The sequence below is a fragment of the Paenibacillus sp. FSL K6-0276 genome, assembly GCF_037977235.1.
Classification (GTDB): domain Bacteria; phylum Bacillota; class Bacilli; order Paenibacillales; family Paenibacillaceae; genus Paenibacillus_AQ.
Map to the genome: position 1 here is coordinate 3,032,937 of NZ_CP150276.1, position 17,199 is coordinate 3,050,135.

Consider the following 17,199-nt stretch of genomic DNA (forward strand, 5'->3'; position numbering starts at 1 on the left):
TGAGCCCGACCTATTTTGCTAAATGTTGCCCCTTGAAAACGCCCAAAAGCAATTAGCATCTGGAGTAAGATACTTAACACTGCGGAATTGCGCTAAAGCGTTTTTTCTCGATTTTGGACTTGAGGTGCAAGGGGAAGGAGTATTGGAAGGAGAGTGGATGGATCGAGCTAATCAAATTTTATACGCCGTCAGATGAAAAAGATATTCAGCAACCTTTTGCAAAGACTATAAATAGAGACAGGACTGTAAACAAGTCAACTCATGTACAAAAACCATCTGGGTTTAGTTTGATTCTATTTTAAATATATTGGCCGGTGATGCCCATTAAAGGGTACACTGGCTTTTTTTCATTGGCACATTGGTCGTGAAGATGACTTAGGAATAATGATAAGATCACGCGTCATATTATTGGCATCGAATGTCGAAGCTTATGAGGACATACGGTTTTTTCCCGCACTATTTACATAAGAAAAAACTTTTTTGCAACCAAAACCCTTCTTTTCTTACTTTATAAGTGAGGCCTTAATCAAATTGAACGGAAGTGATGGAGTGGAAGATAGTGAAATCATACAGCTGTATTTTGCGCGCAATGAAACAGCAATAGAAGAAACATCCAAAAAATATAGAAATTATTGTACCCGGATAGCTCATAACATTCTCTCAAATCTTGAAGATTCAGAAGAATGCGTAAACGATACCTTTCTAGGAGCGTGGGAAGCGATTCCGCCGAAGGCTCCTGCTAAGCTCTCATCTTTTCTGGGGAGGATCACGCGAAATATCGCGTTAAATAAATACGATTATTATATGGCTAAAAAGCGGAATAAAAAATTCGATACGATTCTTGATGAATTAAATGATTGTTTATCCTCCCCAGACAATGTCGAAAGTCAATATGAGGAAGAACAAATGGCCGAATCCATAAGCAATTTCCTGCTGAAGATTAACGAAGATCATCGGAATATTTTTCTGAGACGTTACTGGTACTCCGATTCTTTGGCTGATATCGCAACGCGATTTTCAATAAGTGAAAGTAAAACGAAGTCGGTCCTTTTCAGAACACGAAAAAAACTCCAAATATACTTAATGAAAGAGGGTTATATCCTATGAATAATAAAGATCTATTTAAGACTATTGGTTATGTAGACAGCAATCTGGTAGAAAAGGCTAACACAGCGAGACGGACGAATAAGAGAACATTTGCGAAGTGGGGAACATTGGCTGCTTGCGCTGCACTGGTGTTAGGAGTGGCCATATACTCCTCTCCTCTGAAGCCATCAATAACTAAATCACCACAAATAACGCAGCAGACTCCAGTCTCGGCACCCACAGGAATTCGAAAAATTTTAAATTACAACGGATATCGTTATGCATTTGTTGGAGATGGCGCTCAGTTTAAGTTCACAGGAGTGAAGCCTGAAAAATCACTTGGAACATTAGATTATGATATCAACCAAGAGATCGGGAAGGACAACGGGGATAACTATGTAGAAAAGGATTATTCCTCTACGTTCGCTGTTGGCGGAAAGCTATATGAAATCCCGACGTATCCATCCCATTTCCGCATTGCGGTTAAGTATGAAGAAGAATATTATCTGGCAGAAGTCGTGGCGAAGGTAAACGATTCTGCGATGACAGCAAAGGAATATCTGGATATGTCTAATCTAAAAGAGCATGCAAAAGATATCCATGTTCTTAATCATGTGGGGAATGACGTGTTAAAGAAAATGACTGACCATGCTTCTGTGGAATCTATCATTGAGGGTCTGTACAGCGCAAAAACAGCTGATTTAAGCAATAAGGAATACGAGGCTATTGCAGAGGCGCAATCCCAAGGGAAATCGTATCAACTAAAGTTCAACCTCAAGGACGGAACCTATATGGCTATGTATATCATTCCTGAATTAAAAGTTGTGTCAATGGGAGATGCGTATTATCAATTGCCTGACACCTTCTTTGATCAATCCGGCGAACTCTTTTCAGGACTTAAACAAGAAGTGTTGCCGTTATACTGAGTAGAGGTATTCTGAGATAGAGGTTTTGAAAAGTAGGACAAAAATCACCAATTATACGCTAATCGGTGATTTTTGTCATTTCTATATCGCAAAGGACTCAGATCGAAAATAACAAGAAATCTTGACATGTCACCATTTGGTGTCCTATAATTAATTAGACACCGAATGGTGACCTATTAGGTACTGATGAAGTATAATCGGTTACACTACAGGTAATATTACGGAAAAGGTGGGGGTGGTTTTGAACGAAAATAGTCAAGTGAGGGATGTTTATGACGCTGTTGCAGATCCAACAAGGCGAAAACTACTTCAAATACTGGCTGATGTTGATGAATTACCCCTACATGAAATTACGGTTCATTTTGAAATGGGTCGTACTGCAGTTTCTAAACATTTATCTATCCTTAAAGATGCTGATCTTGTAATTGCTCGAAAGGTTGGTAGAGAAACGAGGTATCGTTTGAATGCCAATCCATTGAAAGAAATTAGGGATTGGGTATCTTTTTACGAAGGTTTCTGGAAAGAAAGAATCGATAAACTAAAACTATTATTGGAGGAAGAATAATGAAACCAGATGTATCCTTAGATTATCAATTTACAAGCTCCATCGAGAAGGTATGGGACGCTTTAACGGATTCAGATACACTTGCGAAATGGATCTGGAGCAATGACTTTAAACCAGTCGTAGGGCATAAATTTCAATTTCGTGCAGAACCAAATGAATGGTGGGATGGTATTGTAGATTGCGAGGTTCTCGTAGTAGACGAGCCACATACATTATCTTATACTTGGCATAGTGCCGGAGAAGGCACTACGGTTACTTGGACTTTGAGCAAGGAGTCAGATGGTAAGGTTCATCTACATCTTGGTCAATCTGGATTTAGTGAAGAGACCAAAGCCCGCCAAGGCGCTATTGAGGGAGCTAAATATGCTTGGGCGAATATGGGCAGTCAGCTTGAAAAAGTATTAGCAGAACTGTAATTTCAAGAATAGGGTGCTTTTCTGAAACATGGAAAGTGCCCTTTTTAATGGAATAAATCATGGCAATACTAAATGAAGAGAATGGAGATGAGATGATACCACTATGAAAATAAACCGATTAATTGCGAACAATATTAACAAGTTAGATGCAGTACTACCTGTAGATCAATCCCTAGGGATTGCTGGTTTGTCCGGTTCTGGTAAAACAACCTTTTGTCAAACCATCGGCGAAGAATCCAAGAAACGTCTCGTTTCTTTATTGCCAAAGGCAGAATATCAGTATTTATTCCCTAATATTATGGAAACTAATTTCAGTGCGATTCAGATGGAAGAAATGCCACTTGTACTTTTTCTAGGGAGATCATCCATTTCTTCCAATCCTCGTTCAACCATTGGCACACATACGGGTGTGTTCACAGAGATTCGTGTTGCGATTGCTGAACGTTATAACCTATCTCCAGAGGTTTTTTCATTTAATAATGAATTAGGCTGGTGCCCAGATTGTAAAGGTCGCGGGACTACTAAAAATGTTGAATGCAAAAAGTGTAAGGGGAAGCGCTATAATCACGAAACTGAACAATACAAAATGGAGTTATTGGATCAGGACAAGAGTATTTCCGATATTAATGACTTAAGCATTGAAACCATTTTTTCACTAGCTGAAGTATTGAAAATTAGTGAGGGTAAACAAAACATTCTAAAAAACATAATCCATATGAATATTGGTTATTTAACCTTAAATCGCATTATGGGCACCTTGTCAGGTGGAGAGTTAACACGACTTTACTTGGCAGAATTCATGGCAACCAGTGAAAATACAGTAATTATCATTGACGAAATCTCCGTGGGTCTGGATCACCAAACCCTTTTGAAAATATTAGAACAGATTAAACAATTAGGCTTTAAGAATCAAATTTGGCTCATTGATCATTCTGACACGGTTTTAGATATAACGGACGAGCAATTGTTTTTTGGACCAGGTAGTGGTAAATACGGCGGGAAAATTGTTGAAGAATCGCCACGTCCAGAGCCGATCAATGGAGAGATAAATCAGGCTGCACCCACTGAATACTATCATTTTCATGATCTTTACTGTCGTAATATTCAAATGGCCGAAATTCAGATTCCTCGTAATAGACTTGTAACGTTCACTGGTGAATCTGGCTGTGGTAAATCTACATTGGTTAATGAGTGTATGTCCAAAGATTTTGTGAAGCGATATCCCAAGGATAAGCTGGTGATTGTGGGGCAAGATCGAAATCAATCGATTACCAGTCGGTCTACGGTTGCAACTTTTCTTGATATTAAAAGAAAGCTCACAAAATATAGTGAAGAGATTGATGATATTTTTCAGCGCTCGATTGAAGATATTATTGATGAACTGCCAAATGAAGACATTGCTCATAAACGCTTAAGCTTATTGATCAAGCTTGGACTTGGTTATTTGACGTTGGAAAGAAAAACACAGTCTTTATCAACAGGTGAATTTCAATGTGTCCATTTAGTTTCTGAGCTGTTTGCAGGTTCAAGAAATCCACATACACTTTTCATTTTTGACGAGCCTTCCAAAGGGTTATCACAAAATATTTTAAATCAATTCATTGATAGCATTAGAGTCATTCTACAGGATGAATCCGTCTCCATTATAATGATTGAACATAACTCGTATATGCTAGAAAACTCTGATTTTATTGTTGATTTTGGCAAAAGACAGCTTGAACCAGTGGACCATCTAGATGTCGTCAGCCATGAAGAGTATTATCGTCAACAAAACAGTGAGGATTATGTCACGCCATTGCAGATTTCTTCAACACTGCGTCAACAAAATGGCATTAACTATTTAAAAGAAGATCAGATTGCCTATTTTAAAAATGCGGAAAACGTCTATAAAGGTGGCATCTTAAAAAGCTTATCCTCTATGGCACGTTTGATTTATGGTGAATACGAATCAGATACCATTGCCCCTGTCATCGCCATTGATCTGGAAAGACACTTGTATAGTCAATATACTTTTCTGTATGAAATGGGTGGCTTGATCAACCATATTGTAACGGCACATCCAACCATTAAAGATACAAGTAGCTTCGATTTCTATTATCAAGACAATCATTGTCCATGCTGCAAGGGACGTCGAGTCATTGATAAGTTTGATTTTGATGTTGTTCTTCAGGACAAAAATGTGCCATTTTGGGATGGCTTATTGCATCCAGATGCAATGGATATTCTGAAATTCTATCAATTCCCCAAATTAAAATTCATCTTTGAAGAGATTAAGAATGAACTCGGACAAGATATCAGCAAGAGTTATAGTGAGATGACGGATGCAGAAAAGCATACTTTTTGGTACGGGTATTGGGAAAAGTCATTTTATGATAAAGCAAGCAAGGCAACGAGGACTTGGGAAGGTTTTAATTACATCATTGGGAACTACATGGTAATATCGAAAGCGATCATTAAAGAGCATATTAAACAGTCCAAGATAATGATTACCTGTCCAATCTGTCAAGGAACCGTACTAAATCATCATAAAAAGCTAAAGTTTGGTGACACAGATATTCGTGAGATCCTTGGACAACCTCTTGATCAAGTGATTAGTACCGTTGGCAAATTACAGGTGCTTGAAAAAATGAAAGCCATTGTTGGCGGCGATATGGTTCTAACAGAGGATGTCTCTCTATTGTCTAGGGAAACACAAGTTGCTCTAAAAATGCTTGAACTAGAGCTAGCGAGCTTTGCACACTATGAAATGGTATTACAAAATGCTCTGCCATTCTGGGGAAAGATTAGCGGAAGCATTGAATCCATAAGCATGAATAATAGAATTACCATTTGTGATTTTGATAATATTAGTGAAACTAGAGAAAACATTATTGATAAGTATTTCACGAATGGAAAATATAAAAAACTAACCTATGTGTATGAAGCGTTTGGTTACAAAAAACTGGTCACTCTAATTAATAAGATAAAAGCTAGTCATCCATGTCCATTCTGCAAAGGGAAGAAAGCCATTTCGGAAGATGGGCTTCATGATGGTGTTTATAAATTAACGATTCCATGTGTTAGTTGTTATGCAAGTGGCATTAATGATGAAGGGCGTAAGGAAATCGTCGAAGGCATTGACGTGCAAACTTGGTTAACTGGCAATGTAAGTGACGTTGTTACGGAAAGCTTAAATATTGTGGCTGTAGCGGATATTCCAATTTTCAATCGTATTCGGGAGTTGAATAAACAAGAAATGATGGCAGTTTATCAATACCTTGAGGATAATAAGCAAACCTAATGGAACCGCGCTATGCGCGGTTTTTTATTGTATGGGAACACATTTGGGATAATTATTGATGTGACATAAATCACAATTCAGACACATCTTTTCATTAAGGATAGCTACATTGAGCTATAGGCATACATCTTCCTTTTCTTTACAATTAGGCGTAATGATCGTTCACTAAATGGAATGATAGATTAGAGAATGAATCGCTGACAAGGGGGTGAACAATGGTTATATCCAAAAGTTTCTGTCACCCAGTCATATTTAGAGTATCGATCCTGATGTTACTTAGCCTTTTCTTAATAATCACGACCTACAGCGGGAGTGCCAGTGCAAATACTACTTCGAAAGCGATTCCACTCCAGCCGATTATTAATGCTGCCCAAATCGGAGATTCGATTACTTTAGCTCCAGGTACTTACCTCGGCCCGGTTTATATTAATAAAAGGCTGACGATTAACGGGGAAGGTAGGGTGACACTATTAAATTCATCTCCAGATGCTGAAGTTGCAGTTATGATTCAGGCTGATGGGGTAAAGCTTCAAGGACTTAATATACAGCAGGATAACGGGGGAGAAGCAGCAGCGATTCGGGTGGAAGGCGATCAGGTGACTTTGAAAGATTTAGTCATACATACATTTGGCTTTGGCATTGTGCTACGTGAGGCCGATAGTGGAGTTGTAGTAAACAATAAGATCCGCTGGTTTATACCTAAAGGTGTTACTTCGGGAAAAAGAGGCAATGGCATCGATCTCTATAACTCTCATGGTTTAGATATCAGAGAGAATGAAATCTCTTATCTCCGAGATGGCATCTATATAGAGAAGAGTCGCAATACAAAGGTTGATCACAATCGGCTCTATTATTTACGATATGGCGTTCACTGTATGTATATCAATGGATCATCTGTTACGAACAATATTGGAGAATACAACATAACTGGCGCGATGGTGATGGGAGTGACCGACGTTATGGTGTCAGGAAACTCTTTTCGTAAACAGAATCAGAATGTTCATTCTCAAGGAATCCTGCTCTTTGACGTTCGTACCTCTCAGATTGTACATAATCTCGTGGAAGGTAATCGGGTAGGAATCTATATGCAGCAGTCTTCCGACAACACTCTCCGGAATAATATGGTGCTCCGAAATTATATTGGGATTCAATTTGAGGGTTCTGAAGGCAACCGCTTTCAGCAGAATGCTTTTATTGCAAATGTGATTGAAGCACAGGCAACCGATTCCAAGAATAATAAGATGACGAGAAATTTTTGGGATTCTTTCGAAGGGCTGGATGTATCGGGTGATGGCGTAAGTGATCTACCCTATGCTATTAACCCTTTTTATCAGCAATTAATTACAGAAAATGCTGCTTATCAGCTCTTTTTTCAATCACCGGGCATGACATTTTTAAGCGATCTGTATACAAATGGTAAAGAACAATGGTCCACCGATCTAGAGCCGCTTATGCAATTGGATTCAGTTAATGCAAATGTTGGACAAGTTAGTGAGGGGCAAGGGTCAGTAATGGTAGTGGGTTGGCTGCTTTTGTTTTTCTCTGTGATCACAATACTATATATGGGGGTATTAAGGTTATGAAAAAATGGAGTTTTGTGCTGATGTTGATGATGGGTTTGTTAATTCTGGCGGCTTGTGGCCCCAAAAAGTTTGAACCTTTGGCGATTAATGAAAAAGTTGATATTTGCGCGATTTGCAATATGCAGGTTAAGGACGATGCCTTTGCTACACAACTAGCAACGAAAGACGGGAAGAATTATAAGTTTGATGACATTGGTTGTATGAATGAATGGAAGAACAAGAATGGAAGCAAAAATATTGGAATGGACTATGTTCGTGACTATAACGACAAAGAGTGGGTAGAATTCAGTAAGGCCAGCTTTGTCTATGATGAGACACTACGTACGCCTATGGCTTATGGAGTCATCAGCTTCAAAGACACTGCTTCAGCTGAAGCTTTTGTAAAGGAACAAGGTGTTGGCATCGTTCTGTCAGCTAGTGATCTGTCCACGCATGAATGGAAACAAAATACGGATATGATGCACATGGATATGAATGGCGGAGAAGGTCATATGGACGAGCATAAGTCTGAGGAAATGGAAGGCATGACATCGGATAAAGAGACGGATATGTGATAATGGGTGATATCCTGCAAGTCGCACGCAGAGAGATTAAAATGGGGTTTCGTAATCCATGGGCCTATTCTTTTTTGGCATTATTCTGCACGTTTAGTCTCGGCTTACTGCTGATTAATGCACAAAATGAGATTCAAGGCTATACCGCAGTTACAGGTTCCATGTTAAGTCTGATTCTGTATCTGCTGCCGCTCATGACCTTATTTCTAGGCTCTTTTTCACTTGCCTCAGAGAAGGAAGAGGGGAGCTGGCAGCTTTTATCTACTTATCCGATAGGAACGTTATCATTTATTCTTGGCAAGTATGTGGGGCTGGCTGCCGTATTACTTACGGTTGTGGCTTTCGGTTATGGTTTAATGGGTATGATTAGTGGATTCTTGGGCATGGCCTATGATTCTACTACTTACTTTCTTTTTTTGTTTTTTTCCGCAGGACTTGTTTTACTATTCTTGACCATCGCCTTGTTTATCGGTTCATTATCAAGTAACCGCTGGCAGGCGCTGACTGTTTCTGTTGCTGTGTGGTTTTTCACAGTAATAGGCTGGCCGACCTTTTTGATCGCCTTTTTAGGTTTAATGCCTTATCTCTGGATCAAGCCCTTGCTCGTCGCATTAACAATACTCAACCCAGCGGAGCTTGTTCGGTTATTCGTTGTTATCAAGCTGGGCGGAGGTTCTGTGTTGGGGCCTGAATATTATCAATGGGTAGAATGGATAAATGGATCGAAGGGTAATTTGTTGTTTCTGGGTGTCTGTCTGGTCTGGATGTTGAGCTCGATTCTGCTTGTATATTGGATATGGGAAAGGGGGCGCTCCCGTGGATAACCCATTAGTGAATGTAAAAGGAATCTCTAAGGTTATTAAGAAGCAAACATTAGTACAAGAGATTAGCTTTCAAATCCCCAGTGGGAGCATACTTGCACTATGTGGCGGTAACGGGGCAGGCAAAAGTACCGTTTTGCGAATGGTTGCCGGAATTTTTCAGCCTTCGGTGGGAGAAATCACAGTGGGTGGTCTATACTGGCACAAATCACGCAAACAATTCTCGAAACAAATTGGTTATATGCCGGATGATTATCAGTTCAATCATGGGCTGTCGGCGGAGGAAGCTCTGACTTTTTGGGCGGCTCTCCGTAGGGTACCCAAACGTAAAGCGAGAGTCAGCGAAGTACTTGCCTTAGTAGGTCTTGAGGATAAACGAAATCGTCTGGTCAATACCTTTTCCAAAGGAATGCGCCAGCGTATCTTATTTGCTCAGGCGTTGCTCGCCAAACCGCCCTTGCTAATTATGGACGAACCCACAAACGGCCTTGACCCTTTCTGGATGAATGAATTTGTAGACCTACTCCATAGGATCAAACAAGAAGGGCATACAGTAATTTTCTCTACGCATCAGTTAGAAATTGCAGATAAGATCGCCGACCAGATTGTTTTTCTAAGCCATGGAAGAAATGTTGGTTCAGGTCCAACCGAACAATTTCATGCGAAATTTGGTTCTCTGTATACAGCCTTTAATCATAGTCTGGGTTTGAAATGAGCATGCGTCGAATTGTTGCCTTGCTAGTGATTATCACGGCTGTCATGACTGTTGTATGGGTATTCAGCCATAATGAAAAAAGAGTTTCATCTGAAAGGATTGCAGTGGGCTCTATCGCTCCTGAATTTGAAGCTACTACACTAGAAGGTGAAAAAGTTCGTCTAAGCGATTTCCAGGGACAGATTGTGGTACTTAACTTTTGGGCCTCCTGGTGTACGTCATGTGTGCGAGAAATGCCCCTGCTTAATGACATTCACAAGTCCTCAAGTGCTCAAATTGAAACCTTGTTTATTAATGTCGGAGAGTCTAAAGCGACGGTATCAGAATATCTTAAGGATCATAGTTTTTCCTTTCCAGTTGTTATCGATGTTACTGGAAAAATATCTACTGCATACGAAGTTAGTGCACTTCCTGCCACGTTTATTATTAATAGAGAGGGGAACATCAGAAAGGCTATATTGGGTGAAATCACAGATTTCCCCTTGATGCAACAGTGGCTGGAGGATGCTGGGAATCTTAAATAATCAACTCATATACATATTTCGGTATACAGCTGGGGTGAGGTTCTCGAACCTTTTGAATGTTTTAATGAAATAGCCCGTATCACAGAATCCTAAATCATCGCTCACTTGATTAATTGGTGCGTCAGTGGACTCCAGCAGCTGCTTGGCCCATTCAATTTTGAGCCTATTAACAAAGATGGAGAAATTCTCTCCCGTTTCTTTTGTAAATATGCGGCTGAAATAACTGGAGCTGATATGACAAAGCTTGGCCATTTCTTTGAGGCTGAAATTCTCATTTTTGTGCGCATAGATGTAATCAAACGCAGGCTGAAGCACTGCATTCGAAGCGACGAACTTTTGAATCCCATTTTTCAATTTGGTCTCAATGAGTGCCCCTGACAGTTCTTGCTGGATGGATTGAATTTTTCGATAAGCACGGTCTGTCTCGTCGAAAGTTTCAGCTGATGTAGCTGCGTCAATATCTGAGGTCAGTACTCTTTTGTACAAATCGACTGTCGTACGCTTATGAATGGCTTCTTCCACAATATAGGTGCTTAGCTGTAGCAGTAAGTCAACGCATTTCGTTACTTCATCGTAGGATAAGATAGGAAGTGCCTCGTAATCCTCTTTGAGCGCTTTAAACTTCATATTCGCCTCTACATTAGGTGGCCTGGATACAATCTGCTCCAGATGCGACACGTCAGGTTCACGAAGCTTAAGCTGTCCGGCCATAATCGCACCAAGATATTGATTGTCAATAATAATTGGAATGGCGATATCGATGATATTGAAATGGCATAAATAAATATATGGCTTGTTCAAACGAACAGCTTCGATACCGGCACGTGCATCACACTTTTGGCAGTACTGGGAGAGGTTGGAATCCTGGCGCACGCCTTGGCAGAAAGGCTGACAGAAGCTGTGCTTAGTCACGGGAACGCCTTTATAATCAACGGTAAGGATCGCCATTTTAGTCACGAGCGATAAGGAGTCTTGCAACTTCTCCCATTTCTTCAAATCAATAATTTCTTCTAAATTAAATCGAGATTTGGGCATCACGATATTCTCCTAGGAAAGTTATAGAAACATATTGAACATTATAGCGAATTTTTCAACAAAAGGACAAGATAATACAATTTCTTTAAGAGAAGACAAAAAAACACGATAAGAAAACGCTTTATTTGAACCTTATTGTTTCATGCATACCGAAATGGAGCAATCTATAATATAACTATATACAACCTAGGAGGAATGAAAATGAGAAGAGCGTTTATCAGTCCGACGAAATATGTGCAAGGTGAGAATGAACTATTGAATTTAGGTTATTTTGTAAAAACATTCGGTGATTCCGCACTGCTCATTGCACATCCAGATGATGTCACACGTGTGAAAGAGAAATTGGAGTCAACTAAACTGAAATTTAATATAACCCTTGTTGAAAGCGGCTTCCATGGGGAATGCTCAAGACAAGAGGTCGCAAGATTGCAGGCTCTGGCCAAGGAGCATAAATGTGCATGCACGATTGGTTTGGGTGGAGGTAAGGCGATTGATACGGCAAAATGCGTAGCAGAAGGTGAAGCACTGATTATCGTTCCAACGATTGCAGCCACTGATGCACCAACAAGCCACTCCGCGGTCCTCTATACCCCAGAAGGTGAATTCGATGATTATGCTTATTTCAAGCAAAGTCCGAGTGTAGTCATGATCGATACAACAGTGATTGCCAAAGCGCCTACAAGATTTCTTGTTGCAGGGATGGGAGATGCACTCTCAACTTATTTTGAAGCTAGAGCTACAGCAAATTCTTATTCCAACGTGAATGCGGGCTTACCTTGCGGGGTTCGTGAAGGTGTTTGTGGGGAAGCCAAAGGGACGGTAACAGCACTAGGTCTTGCCAAACTATGCTATGAAACTTTGCTTGAGAATGGGTTCAAGGCGAAGCAGGCCTGCGATCTGAATATCGTAACGACAGCCTTGGAAAATATCATTGAAACGAATATTTTGTTATCGGGACTAGGCTTTGAAAGCGGAGGTTTGGCTGCGATTCATGCGATCCATAATGGTTTAACAGCTTTAGAGGGAACGCATCATTATTATCATGGCGAGAAGGTAGCGTTCAGTACGATTGCTCAATTGGTGCTTGAAAATGCTGACCGTACCGAATTAAAAGAAGTGCTGGACTTCTGTCTGTCGATTGGTCTTCCGGTGTGCCTAGCAGATATCGGAGTTGAGCAAGTAACTTACGAGGAACTACTTGAGGTTGCCAAAAAAGCATGTATTGCTGAGGAATCCATTCATTCGATGCCGTTCCCAATTACAGAAGAGGCGGTAGCATCGGCGATTATGGCTGCCGACCATTTAGGTCGTCAATACAAATTAAGTAAGGAGCTTTAAGATGAAGAAAATTATGAATAAGCCGGAAACGCTAGTCCGGGAAATGTGCAATGGACTTGTCTTGGCGCATCCTGAGCTTGATTTCAACGATAAATTCAAAGTGATTTCTAAAAAAGAGATCAACTCCGATAAAGTTACGCTAATTAGCGGTGGTGGAAGTGGGCATGAACCGGCCCATGCCGGATTCGTAGGTAGCGGTATGCTGGATGCAGCTGTGTGCGGCGATGTATTTGCTTCTCCATCACAGATTCAGGTTTATCAAGCGATCCGCCGCACTGCAAGCACCAAGGGAACTCTGCTTATCATTAAGAACTACAGCGGCGACATCATGAACTTTAAAAATGCAGCCCATCTTGCAAGTGAAGACGGTATTCAAGTGGAATATGTTAAGGTAGACGATGACATTGCCGTCGATGACAGTCTCTATACGGTAGGGAAAAGAGGGGTTGCCGGAACAGTTCTCGTTCATAAGGTAGCCGGGGCTGCGGCAGAAGCCGGACTGTCCCTGACGGAAGTAAAAGAAGCGGCGCAGCATGCGATTAACCATGTTCGAACCATCGGCTTCGCCTTTACTTCTTGTACCGTTCCTGCCAAGGGAAGCCCGACGTTTCATATCGAAGATCTCGAGATGGAATACGGTGTCGGAATTCACGGTGAACCTGGAATACGCAGAGAAAAAGCCGTGTCAGCGGATGAACTGGCACAGCGGATGGTTCCATCTTTGCTGAGTAACTTACAAATGAATGATGATACGCAGCAAGAAGTTGCTGTTCTGATCAACGGATTTGGTGGAACACCACTACAAGAGCTTTATTTGTTGAATAATTCTGTGATACGTGAGTTGACGGCCAAGAATAAGCAAGTGTTTAAAGTATTTGTAGGCAACTATATGACCAGCATCGATATGGCTGGCGCATCGGTGACGATTATGAAACTGGATGAGACGTTGAAGAAATGGTTATCTGCTCCGTGCGATACACCGGCATTGTCGGTTAAAGGTCCATTTGAGCCCGTGAACTATACCGAGATCATCAAGGAAGAGAAAGCAGACAGCACGGTATCCTTCAAGAATAATACCGATTCAGAAGCAGCGGTAGTTAAGAACAACCAGTTTTCCTTGCAAAATATCGTATATTTGATCGATCAAATGAGTGAGGTCATTATCGAGAATGAGGTGCCGTTCTGCGAGCTAGACGCCCACGCCGGAGATGGCGATTTTGGGATGAGCGTAGCTAAAGGCTTCAAGCAGCTAAAAGTAGAGTGGGAAGATATTCTAGCTAATCATCTCAGCAATGTCGGTGACTTCCTTGATGCGTGTTCATTGATCATCATGGAACATTGTGGTGGCGCCTCAGGACCGATCTGGGGATCGGGCTTCCGCGCAGCGAGCAAGTCCGCACAACAGAAGCAAGAGTTGTCCATTCAAGATTTTGCCAATATGATGCAAGCCGTCGTCAAAGGGATTCAGGATACGGGTGAAAGATCTTTCGGGAGAGGTGCTGTCGTTGGCGACAAGACATTAATTGATGCGCTTGTACCCTTTGCGGATACCTGGACACAATGCGCCGAACAAGGCGACGATATAAAGCTGGCAGCAACCAAAGCAGCAGAAGCAGCGGTTCTCGGCGCTCAGAAGACTGTGGAAATCGTTGCCCGTATGGGAAGAGCAGGCACCGTGGGTGAACGCAGCATCGGTTATCCGGATGCGGGAGCCTACGCGCTTGGGGTTATTTTCACAGAGCTAGTAAAAGCGATGAAATAAGTTCGAGTAAGCTTCACGCCACCGGACACTCATCCCAAACAGCAGCAGTCATAGACTGTTGCTGTTTTTATTTATATGCTACTTTCTTAACTTACCAGGTAGAGGGATATGCCTAATGGACTCAACTGGGTGATATAATAGCATCCATGGACCTGAGAAACGCATAACCTCTTTTATTCTTTGGCGATACTCCTTTTTGTAACAATGTATAGGGCACTTTGCACATGCTGTTTTTTCTTCACCGAATTGGCAGAGAGATAGTCTTTTACCAGCGTATTCATTTAAGCCCTGACATTCCTCGCATAAGACTTTTTGATGATGTTTTTTCTTACAATAAATACGAATCATTTTTTCAACAATTTCTTTTTCTTTTCGAATTTTCGGACCATCATTCAACTGTCTTTTTATTTGTGCTGCCATGTTGGTAAGATCCTTTCAATGTTATAAAAATGCATTCTACAATAACTATATCATCAAATTTTTAAAGGGAACTGGTACTTCTTTAACATTTCTATGGCAATTGCTATGAAAAATAAGTAAAGAAACTTGTTGATGAATGAGGTAGAATGCTTTAAGTGAAGTAAGGGGGGAAAGAATGAGTAATATAAATAATGGTGGATATATTGCACAAATAATAGGTGGTAATGAATTATGGGAACCTTTGTGGGGACTTAAAACAAGATTAACGGAAACAGAATCGTATTTATTAAATTCATTTCCGGTACGCAGACTGCATTTTATTCATCATAGTGGTTGTAGCACTATTACACGATATTGGACATAGCCCTTTTAGCCATGTTTTAGAACAGATAGAAGGTATTGATCACCATAAAAGAACAAAGGAGTTACTACATTCCCCTGAGATAAGTGATATCCTTTCAAAGTACGATTATGAACCTAGTGTAATCTTTGATTTAATTGAAGGGAATACAATAAGTCCTCTACGAAATAAAGATAATAAGATTCATTTGGATCATCTAGATTCATGGGTGCGGAGTGCGCAAATCACAGGGCTTCTACAATCACCAGCTCAGTTATTATCCAAATTAGAATTAGAGGGCAACTATATTTCGACGGATTTTGAAACTGCCGAGTTATTATTACAACTTATTATTTCTGAAGCAAAATTTCATTGTTCGGAAGTTAATATTGGGCCGAATGTTATTTTAAAGCATTTAGTTACTAAATTAATCGAACACAATGTTATAACTGTCGAGGTAATCTGTGAAATGACGGATTCCAGACTAGAGTCTTATTTAATAAGTTGTGAGCAGACAAAAGAAGAGGCAAATCGTTTATTTTACCGTCCACAAGAGATAAAGGTAACTCGTAGAGAAGGAAACGATGCTTCAAATCATTACATATTTGTTCTGAATAAACTATATTTATCGGAACCCGTCATCAATAATGGAAAGGTGTCAGTGACTTCGTTAACCTCTTATCTGATACTTGAGCAACTAAGTTCATTCTTGGGTACTTACCACATTTGTTGGAATGACTAAATGATTATGAATTGATTCCTTTATTGCCGCTTTAAGATATCTGTCGTATGCTTCAACATACGATTTAAGAGATTTCGCCGTTCCGTTTTTAAAACAGTGCTCTTTAATGCTTCACGGATGGGAATGACCTCTGAAATTTTCCTGCCACCGTTTGTTACCCTTCTATCGGCGCAAGTCGGGATGTAATCTATGTTCGTTATACTCGTGTTACCACTATTGTCCTTTTTGATTGTGAGCGTAAGGATGATTCCGCTTTGTGTATAGGGATTATTCTTAAGCTTAGTCGAAACAAAATTACCGAGCGAGTAACTAACGAATTGCTTCTTTCCCCGAACCGCTAAGGGTTGAAGCACATGAGGATGAGATCCCAGAATGATGTTTGCACCATTTTTAAAAAAGAGGTTTACCAGCTGCTTTTGCCGCTTGTTTGGTGTGTACTGATATTCGTTTCCAAAATGCATATAAAGTAAGATTAGATCGACTTTCTTTTTTAAATCTCGTATTTCTCTAATGATTTTATTGGTTTCTATCCGATTGACTAGCCATGGCTGATTAACAGGTACGGGGATTCTATTGGTTCCTGCAGTGTAGGAGAGAATTCCAACTGTAATCCCATTAACGTTTTTGATAAGAGTATGCTTGGATTCTTGTACTGATCTTGATGTACCGGTATGATCGATTCCACTACGGTCCAGTACTCGCAATGTCCGAATCAGGCCCGAGGCACCATAGTCCATGCAGTGATTGTTCGCTGTCACTAATACATCGAATCCAGCTTCTTTTAGCGCCGGGGCTAATTCGTCTGGGCACTTGAATATTGGACCTCCAGATCGTGGACTTTTTCGGCATTCTCTTCCGTTTCCGGCAAAGGTGGTTTCGAGATTACCGATCGTTAGATCCGCCTGTCTTAGATAAGGAGCTACTTTTGCAAACAGGGGAGTGAACGAATAGGTTCCGTCCGATTGTTTAGCATCTGAAATTATATAACGTTTGACCATAAGGTCTCCCACTGCAGCTATTTGTATTTCGGTCATCATAATCCACCTTTTTTCGTTTTCATTTAGAATATGGAAGAAAGGTGATATGGGTTAT

At 40.6% G+C, this 17,199-nt stretch carries 16 protein-coding genes; 13 read left to right on the forward strand and 3 right to left on the reverse strand.

Translation table 11 applies throughout. The features are described 5' to 3' along the window. Nucleotides 1-549: 549 nt before the first annotated feature. From MHH52_RS14300 to MHH52_RS14345, 10 genes are all read left to right on the forward strand, one after another. Nucleotides 550-1,107 (forward strand): RNA polymerase sigma factor, encoded by a 558-nt coding sequence (locus MHH52_RS14300; RefSeq protein WP_340009381.1) that lies wholly within the window; start codon nt 550-552, stop codon nt 1,105-1,107. Next, nucleotides 1,104-2,012, forward strand: coding sequence for a hypothetical protein (locus tag MHH52_RS14305; RefSeq protein ID WP_340009383.1), 909 nt, complete (start codon nt 1,104-1,106; stop codon nt 2,010-2,012). Before MHH52_RS14300 ends, MHH52_RS14305 begins: the two co-directional genes overlap by 4 nt. Nucleotides 2,013-2,253: 241 nt before the next feature. After that, entirely contained in the window at nt 2,254-2,577 is a 324-nt protein-coding gene (locus MHH52_RS14310; RefSeq protein WP_340009385.1) for a metalloregulator ArsR/SmtB family transcription factor, read from the forward strand. Continuing rightward, complete coding sequence (locus MHH52_RS14315) at nt 2,577-2,993, forward strand: SRPBCC domain-containing protein (RefSeq protein WP_340009387.1); 417 nt, start codon at nt 2,577-2,579, stop codon at nt 2,991-2,993. The genes MHH52_RS14310 and MHH52_RS14315 overlap by 1 nt, the downstream gene beginning before the upstream one ends. Nucleotides 2,994-3,096: 103 nt before the next feature. Further along, on the forward strand, nt 3,097-6,273 hold the full coding sequence (locus tag MHH52_RS14320) for an ATP-binding cassette domain-containing protein (RefSeq protein ID WP_340009389.1): 3,177 nt from the start codon (nt 3,097-3,099) through the stop codon (nt 6,271-6,273). A gap of 215 nt (nt 6,274-6,488) precedes the next feature. Then, the gene (locus MHH52_RS14325; RefSeq protein WP_313638780.1) at nt 6,489-7,856 is read left to right on the forward strand and encodes a NosD domain-containing protein; all 1,368 of its coding nucleotides are present in this window, start codon (nt 6,489-6,491) and stop codon (nt 7,854-7,856) included. Next, entirely contained in the window at nt 7,853-8,410 is a 558-nt protein-coding gene (locus MHH52_RS14330) for a nitrous oxide reductase accessory protein NosL (protein ID WP_340009392.1), read from the forward strand. Before MHH52_RS14325 ends, MHH52_RS14330 begins: the two co-directional genes overlap by 4 nt. Before the next feature lie 2 nt (nt 8,411-8,412). Then, the gene (locus MHH52_RS14335; RefSeq protein ID WP_340009645.1) at nt 8,413-9,234 is read left to right on the forward strand and encodes an ABC transporter permease; all 822 of its coding nucleotides are present in this window, start codon (nt 8,413-8,415) and stop codon (nt 9,232-9,234) included. After that, nucleotides 9,227-9,946, forward strand: coding sequence for an ABC transporter ATP-binding protein (locus tag MHH52_RS14340; RefSeq protein ID WP_340009394.1), 720 nt, complete (start codon nt 9,227-9,229; stop codon nt 9,944-9,946). Before MHH52_RS14335 ends, MHH52_RS14340 begins: the two co-directional genes overlap by 8 nt. A gap of 44 nt (nt 9,947-9,990) precedes the next feature. After that, entirely contained in the window at nt 9,991-10,470 is a 480-nt protein-coding gene (locus MHH52_RS14345) for a redoxin domain-containing protein (protein ID WP_340009395.1), read from the forward strand. On the opposite strand, the gene MHH52_RS14350 is transcribed toward MHH52_RS14345, so the two are convergent. Further along, nucleotides 10,471-11,505, reverse strand: a complete 1,035-nt coding sequence (locus MHH52_RS14350) for a PocR ligand-binding domain-containing protein (protein ID WP_340009397.1) — start codon at nt 11,503-11,505, stop codon at nt 10,471-10,473. It abuts the gene before it with no gap. Between the two features lie 201 nt (nt 11,506-11,706). Between MHH52_RS14350 and MHH52_RS14355 the strand changes: the two genes are divergently transcribed. Together MHH52_RS14355 and dhaK are read left to right on the forward strand one after the other, a co-directional pair. Continuing rightward, a complete protein-coding gene (locus MHH52_RS14355; RefSeq protein WP_340009399.1) occupies nt 11,707-12,843 on the forward strand; it encodes a glycerol dehydrogenase in 1,137 nt (378 codons plus the stop codon). 1 nt (nt 12,844) lies between these two features. Then, nucleotides 12,845-14,605 (forward strand): dihydroxyacetone kinase subunit DhaK, encoded by a 1,761-nt coding sequence (gene dhaK, locus MHH52_RS14360; protein WP_340009401.1) that lies wholly within the window; start codon nt 12,845-12,847, stop codon nt 14,603-14,605. Nucleotides 14,606-14,683: 78 nt separating this feature from the next. Here the strand turns inward: dhaK and MHH52_RS14365 are convergent, their stop codons facing one another. Next, complete coding sequence (locus MHH52_RS14365; protein ID WP_340009403.1) at nt 14,684-15,025, reverse strand: nitrous oxide-stimulated promoter family protein; 342 nt, start codon at nt 15,023-15,025, stop codon at nt 14,684-14,686. Between the two features lie 329 nt (nt 15,026-15,354). Here MHH52_RS14365 and MHH52_RS14370 point away from each other — a divergent pair, with 329 nt between their 5' ends. After that, entirely contained in the window at nt 15,355-16,107 is a 753-nt protein-coding gene (locus tag MHH52_RS14370; protein ID WP_340009404.1) for an HD domain-containing protein, read from the forward strand. Nucleotides 16,108-16,127: 20 nt separating this feature from the next. Here MHH52_RS14370 and MHH52_RS14375 read toward each other — a convergent pair whose 3' ends face one another. Further along, nucleotides 16,128-17,144 (reverse strand): CapA family protein, encoded by a 1,017-nt coding sequence (locus MHH52_RS14375; protein WP_340009406.1) that lies wholly within the window; start codon nt 17,142-17,144, stop codon nt 16,128-16,130. Between the last annotated feature and the right edge of the window lie 55 nt (nt 17,145-17,199).

Excerpts from the sequence above, each read along its gene's own strand:
- MHH52_RS14335 (WP_340009645.1), top strand. The coding sequence starts at position 8,413 with ATGGGTGATATCCTGCAAGTCGCACGCAGAGAGATTAAAATGGGGTTT.
- MHH52_RS14330 (WP_340009392.1), top strand. The coding sequence starts at position 7,853 with ATGAAAAAATGGAGTTTTGTGCTGATGTTGATGATGGGTTTGTTAATT.
- MHH52_RS14325 (WP_313638780.1), top strand. The coding sequence starts at position 6,489 with ATGGTTATATCCAAAAGTTTCTGTCACCCAGTCATATTTAGAGTATCG.
- MHH52_RS14320 (WP_340009389.1), top strand. The coding sequence starts at position 3,097 with ATGAAAATAAACCGATTAATTGCGAACAATATTAACAAGTTAGATGCA.
- MHH52_RS14350 (WP_340009397.1), bottom strand. The coding sequence starts at position 11,505 with ATGCCCAAATCTCGATTTAATTTAGAAGAAATTATTGATTTGAAGAAA.
- MHH52_RS14375 (WP_340009406.1), bottom strand. The coding sequence starts at position 17,144 with ATGATGACCGAAATACAAATAGCTGCAGTGGGAGACCTTATGGTCAAA.
- MHH52_RS14315 (WP_340009387.1), top strand. The coding sequence starts at position 2,577 with ATGAAACCAGATGTATCCTTAGATTATCAATTTACAAGCTCCATCGAG.
- dhaK (WP_340009401.1), top strand. The coding sequence starts at position 12,845 with ATGAAGAAAATTATGAATAAGCCGGAAACGCTAGTCCGGGAAATGTGC.
- MHH52_RS14365 (WP_340009403.1), bottom strand. The coding sequence starts at position 15,025 with ATGGCAGCACAAATAAAAAGACAGTTGAATGATGGTCCGAAAATTCGA.
- MHH52_RS14355 (WP_340009399.1), top strand. The coding sequence starts at position 11,707 with ATGAGAAGAGCGTTTATCAGTCCGACGAAATATGTGCAAGGTGAGAAT.
- MHH52_RS14305 (WP_340009383.1), top strand. The coding sequence starts at position 1,104 with ATGAATAATAAAGATCTATTTAAGACTATTGGTTATGTAGACAGCAAT.
- MHH52_RS14345 (WP_340009395.1), top strand. The coding sequence starts at position 9,991 with ATGACTGTTGTATGGGTATTCAGCCATAATGAAAAAAGAGTTTCATCT.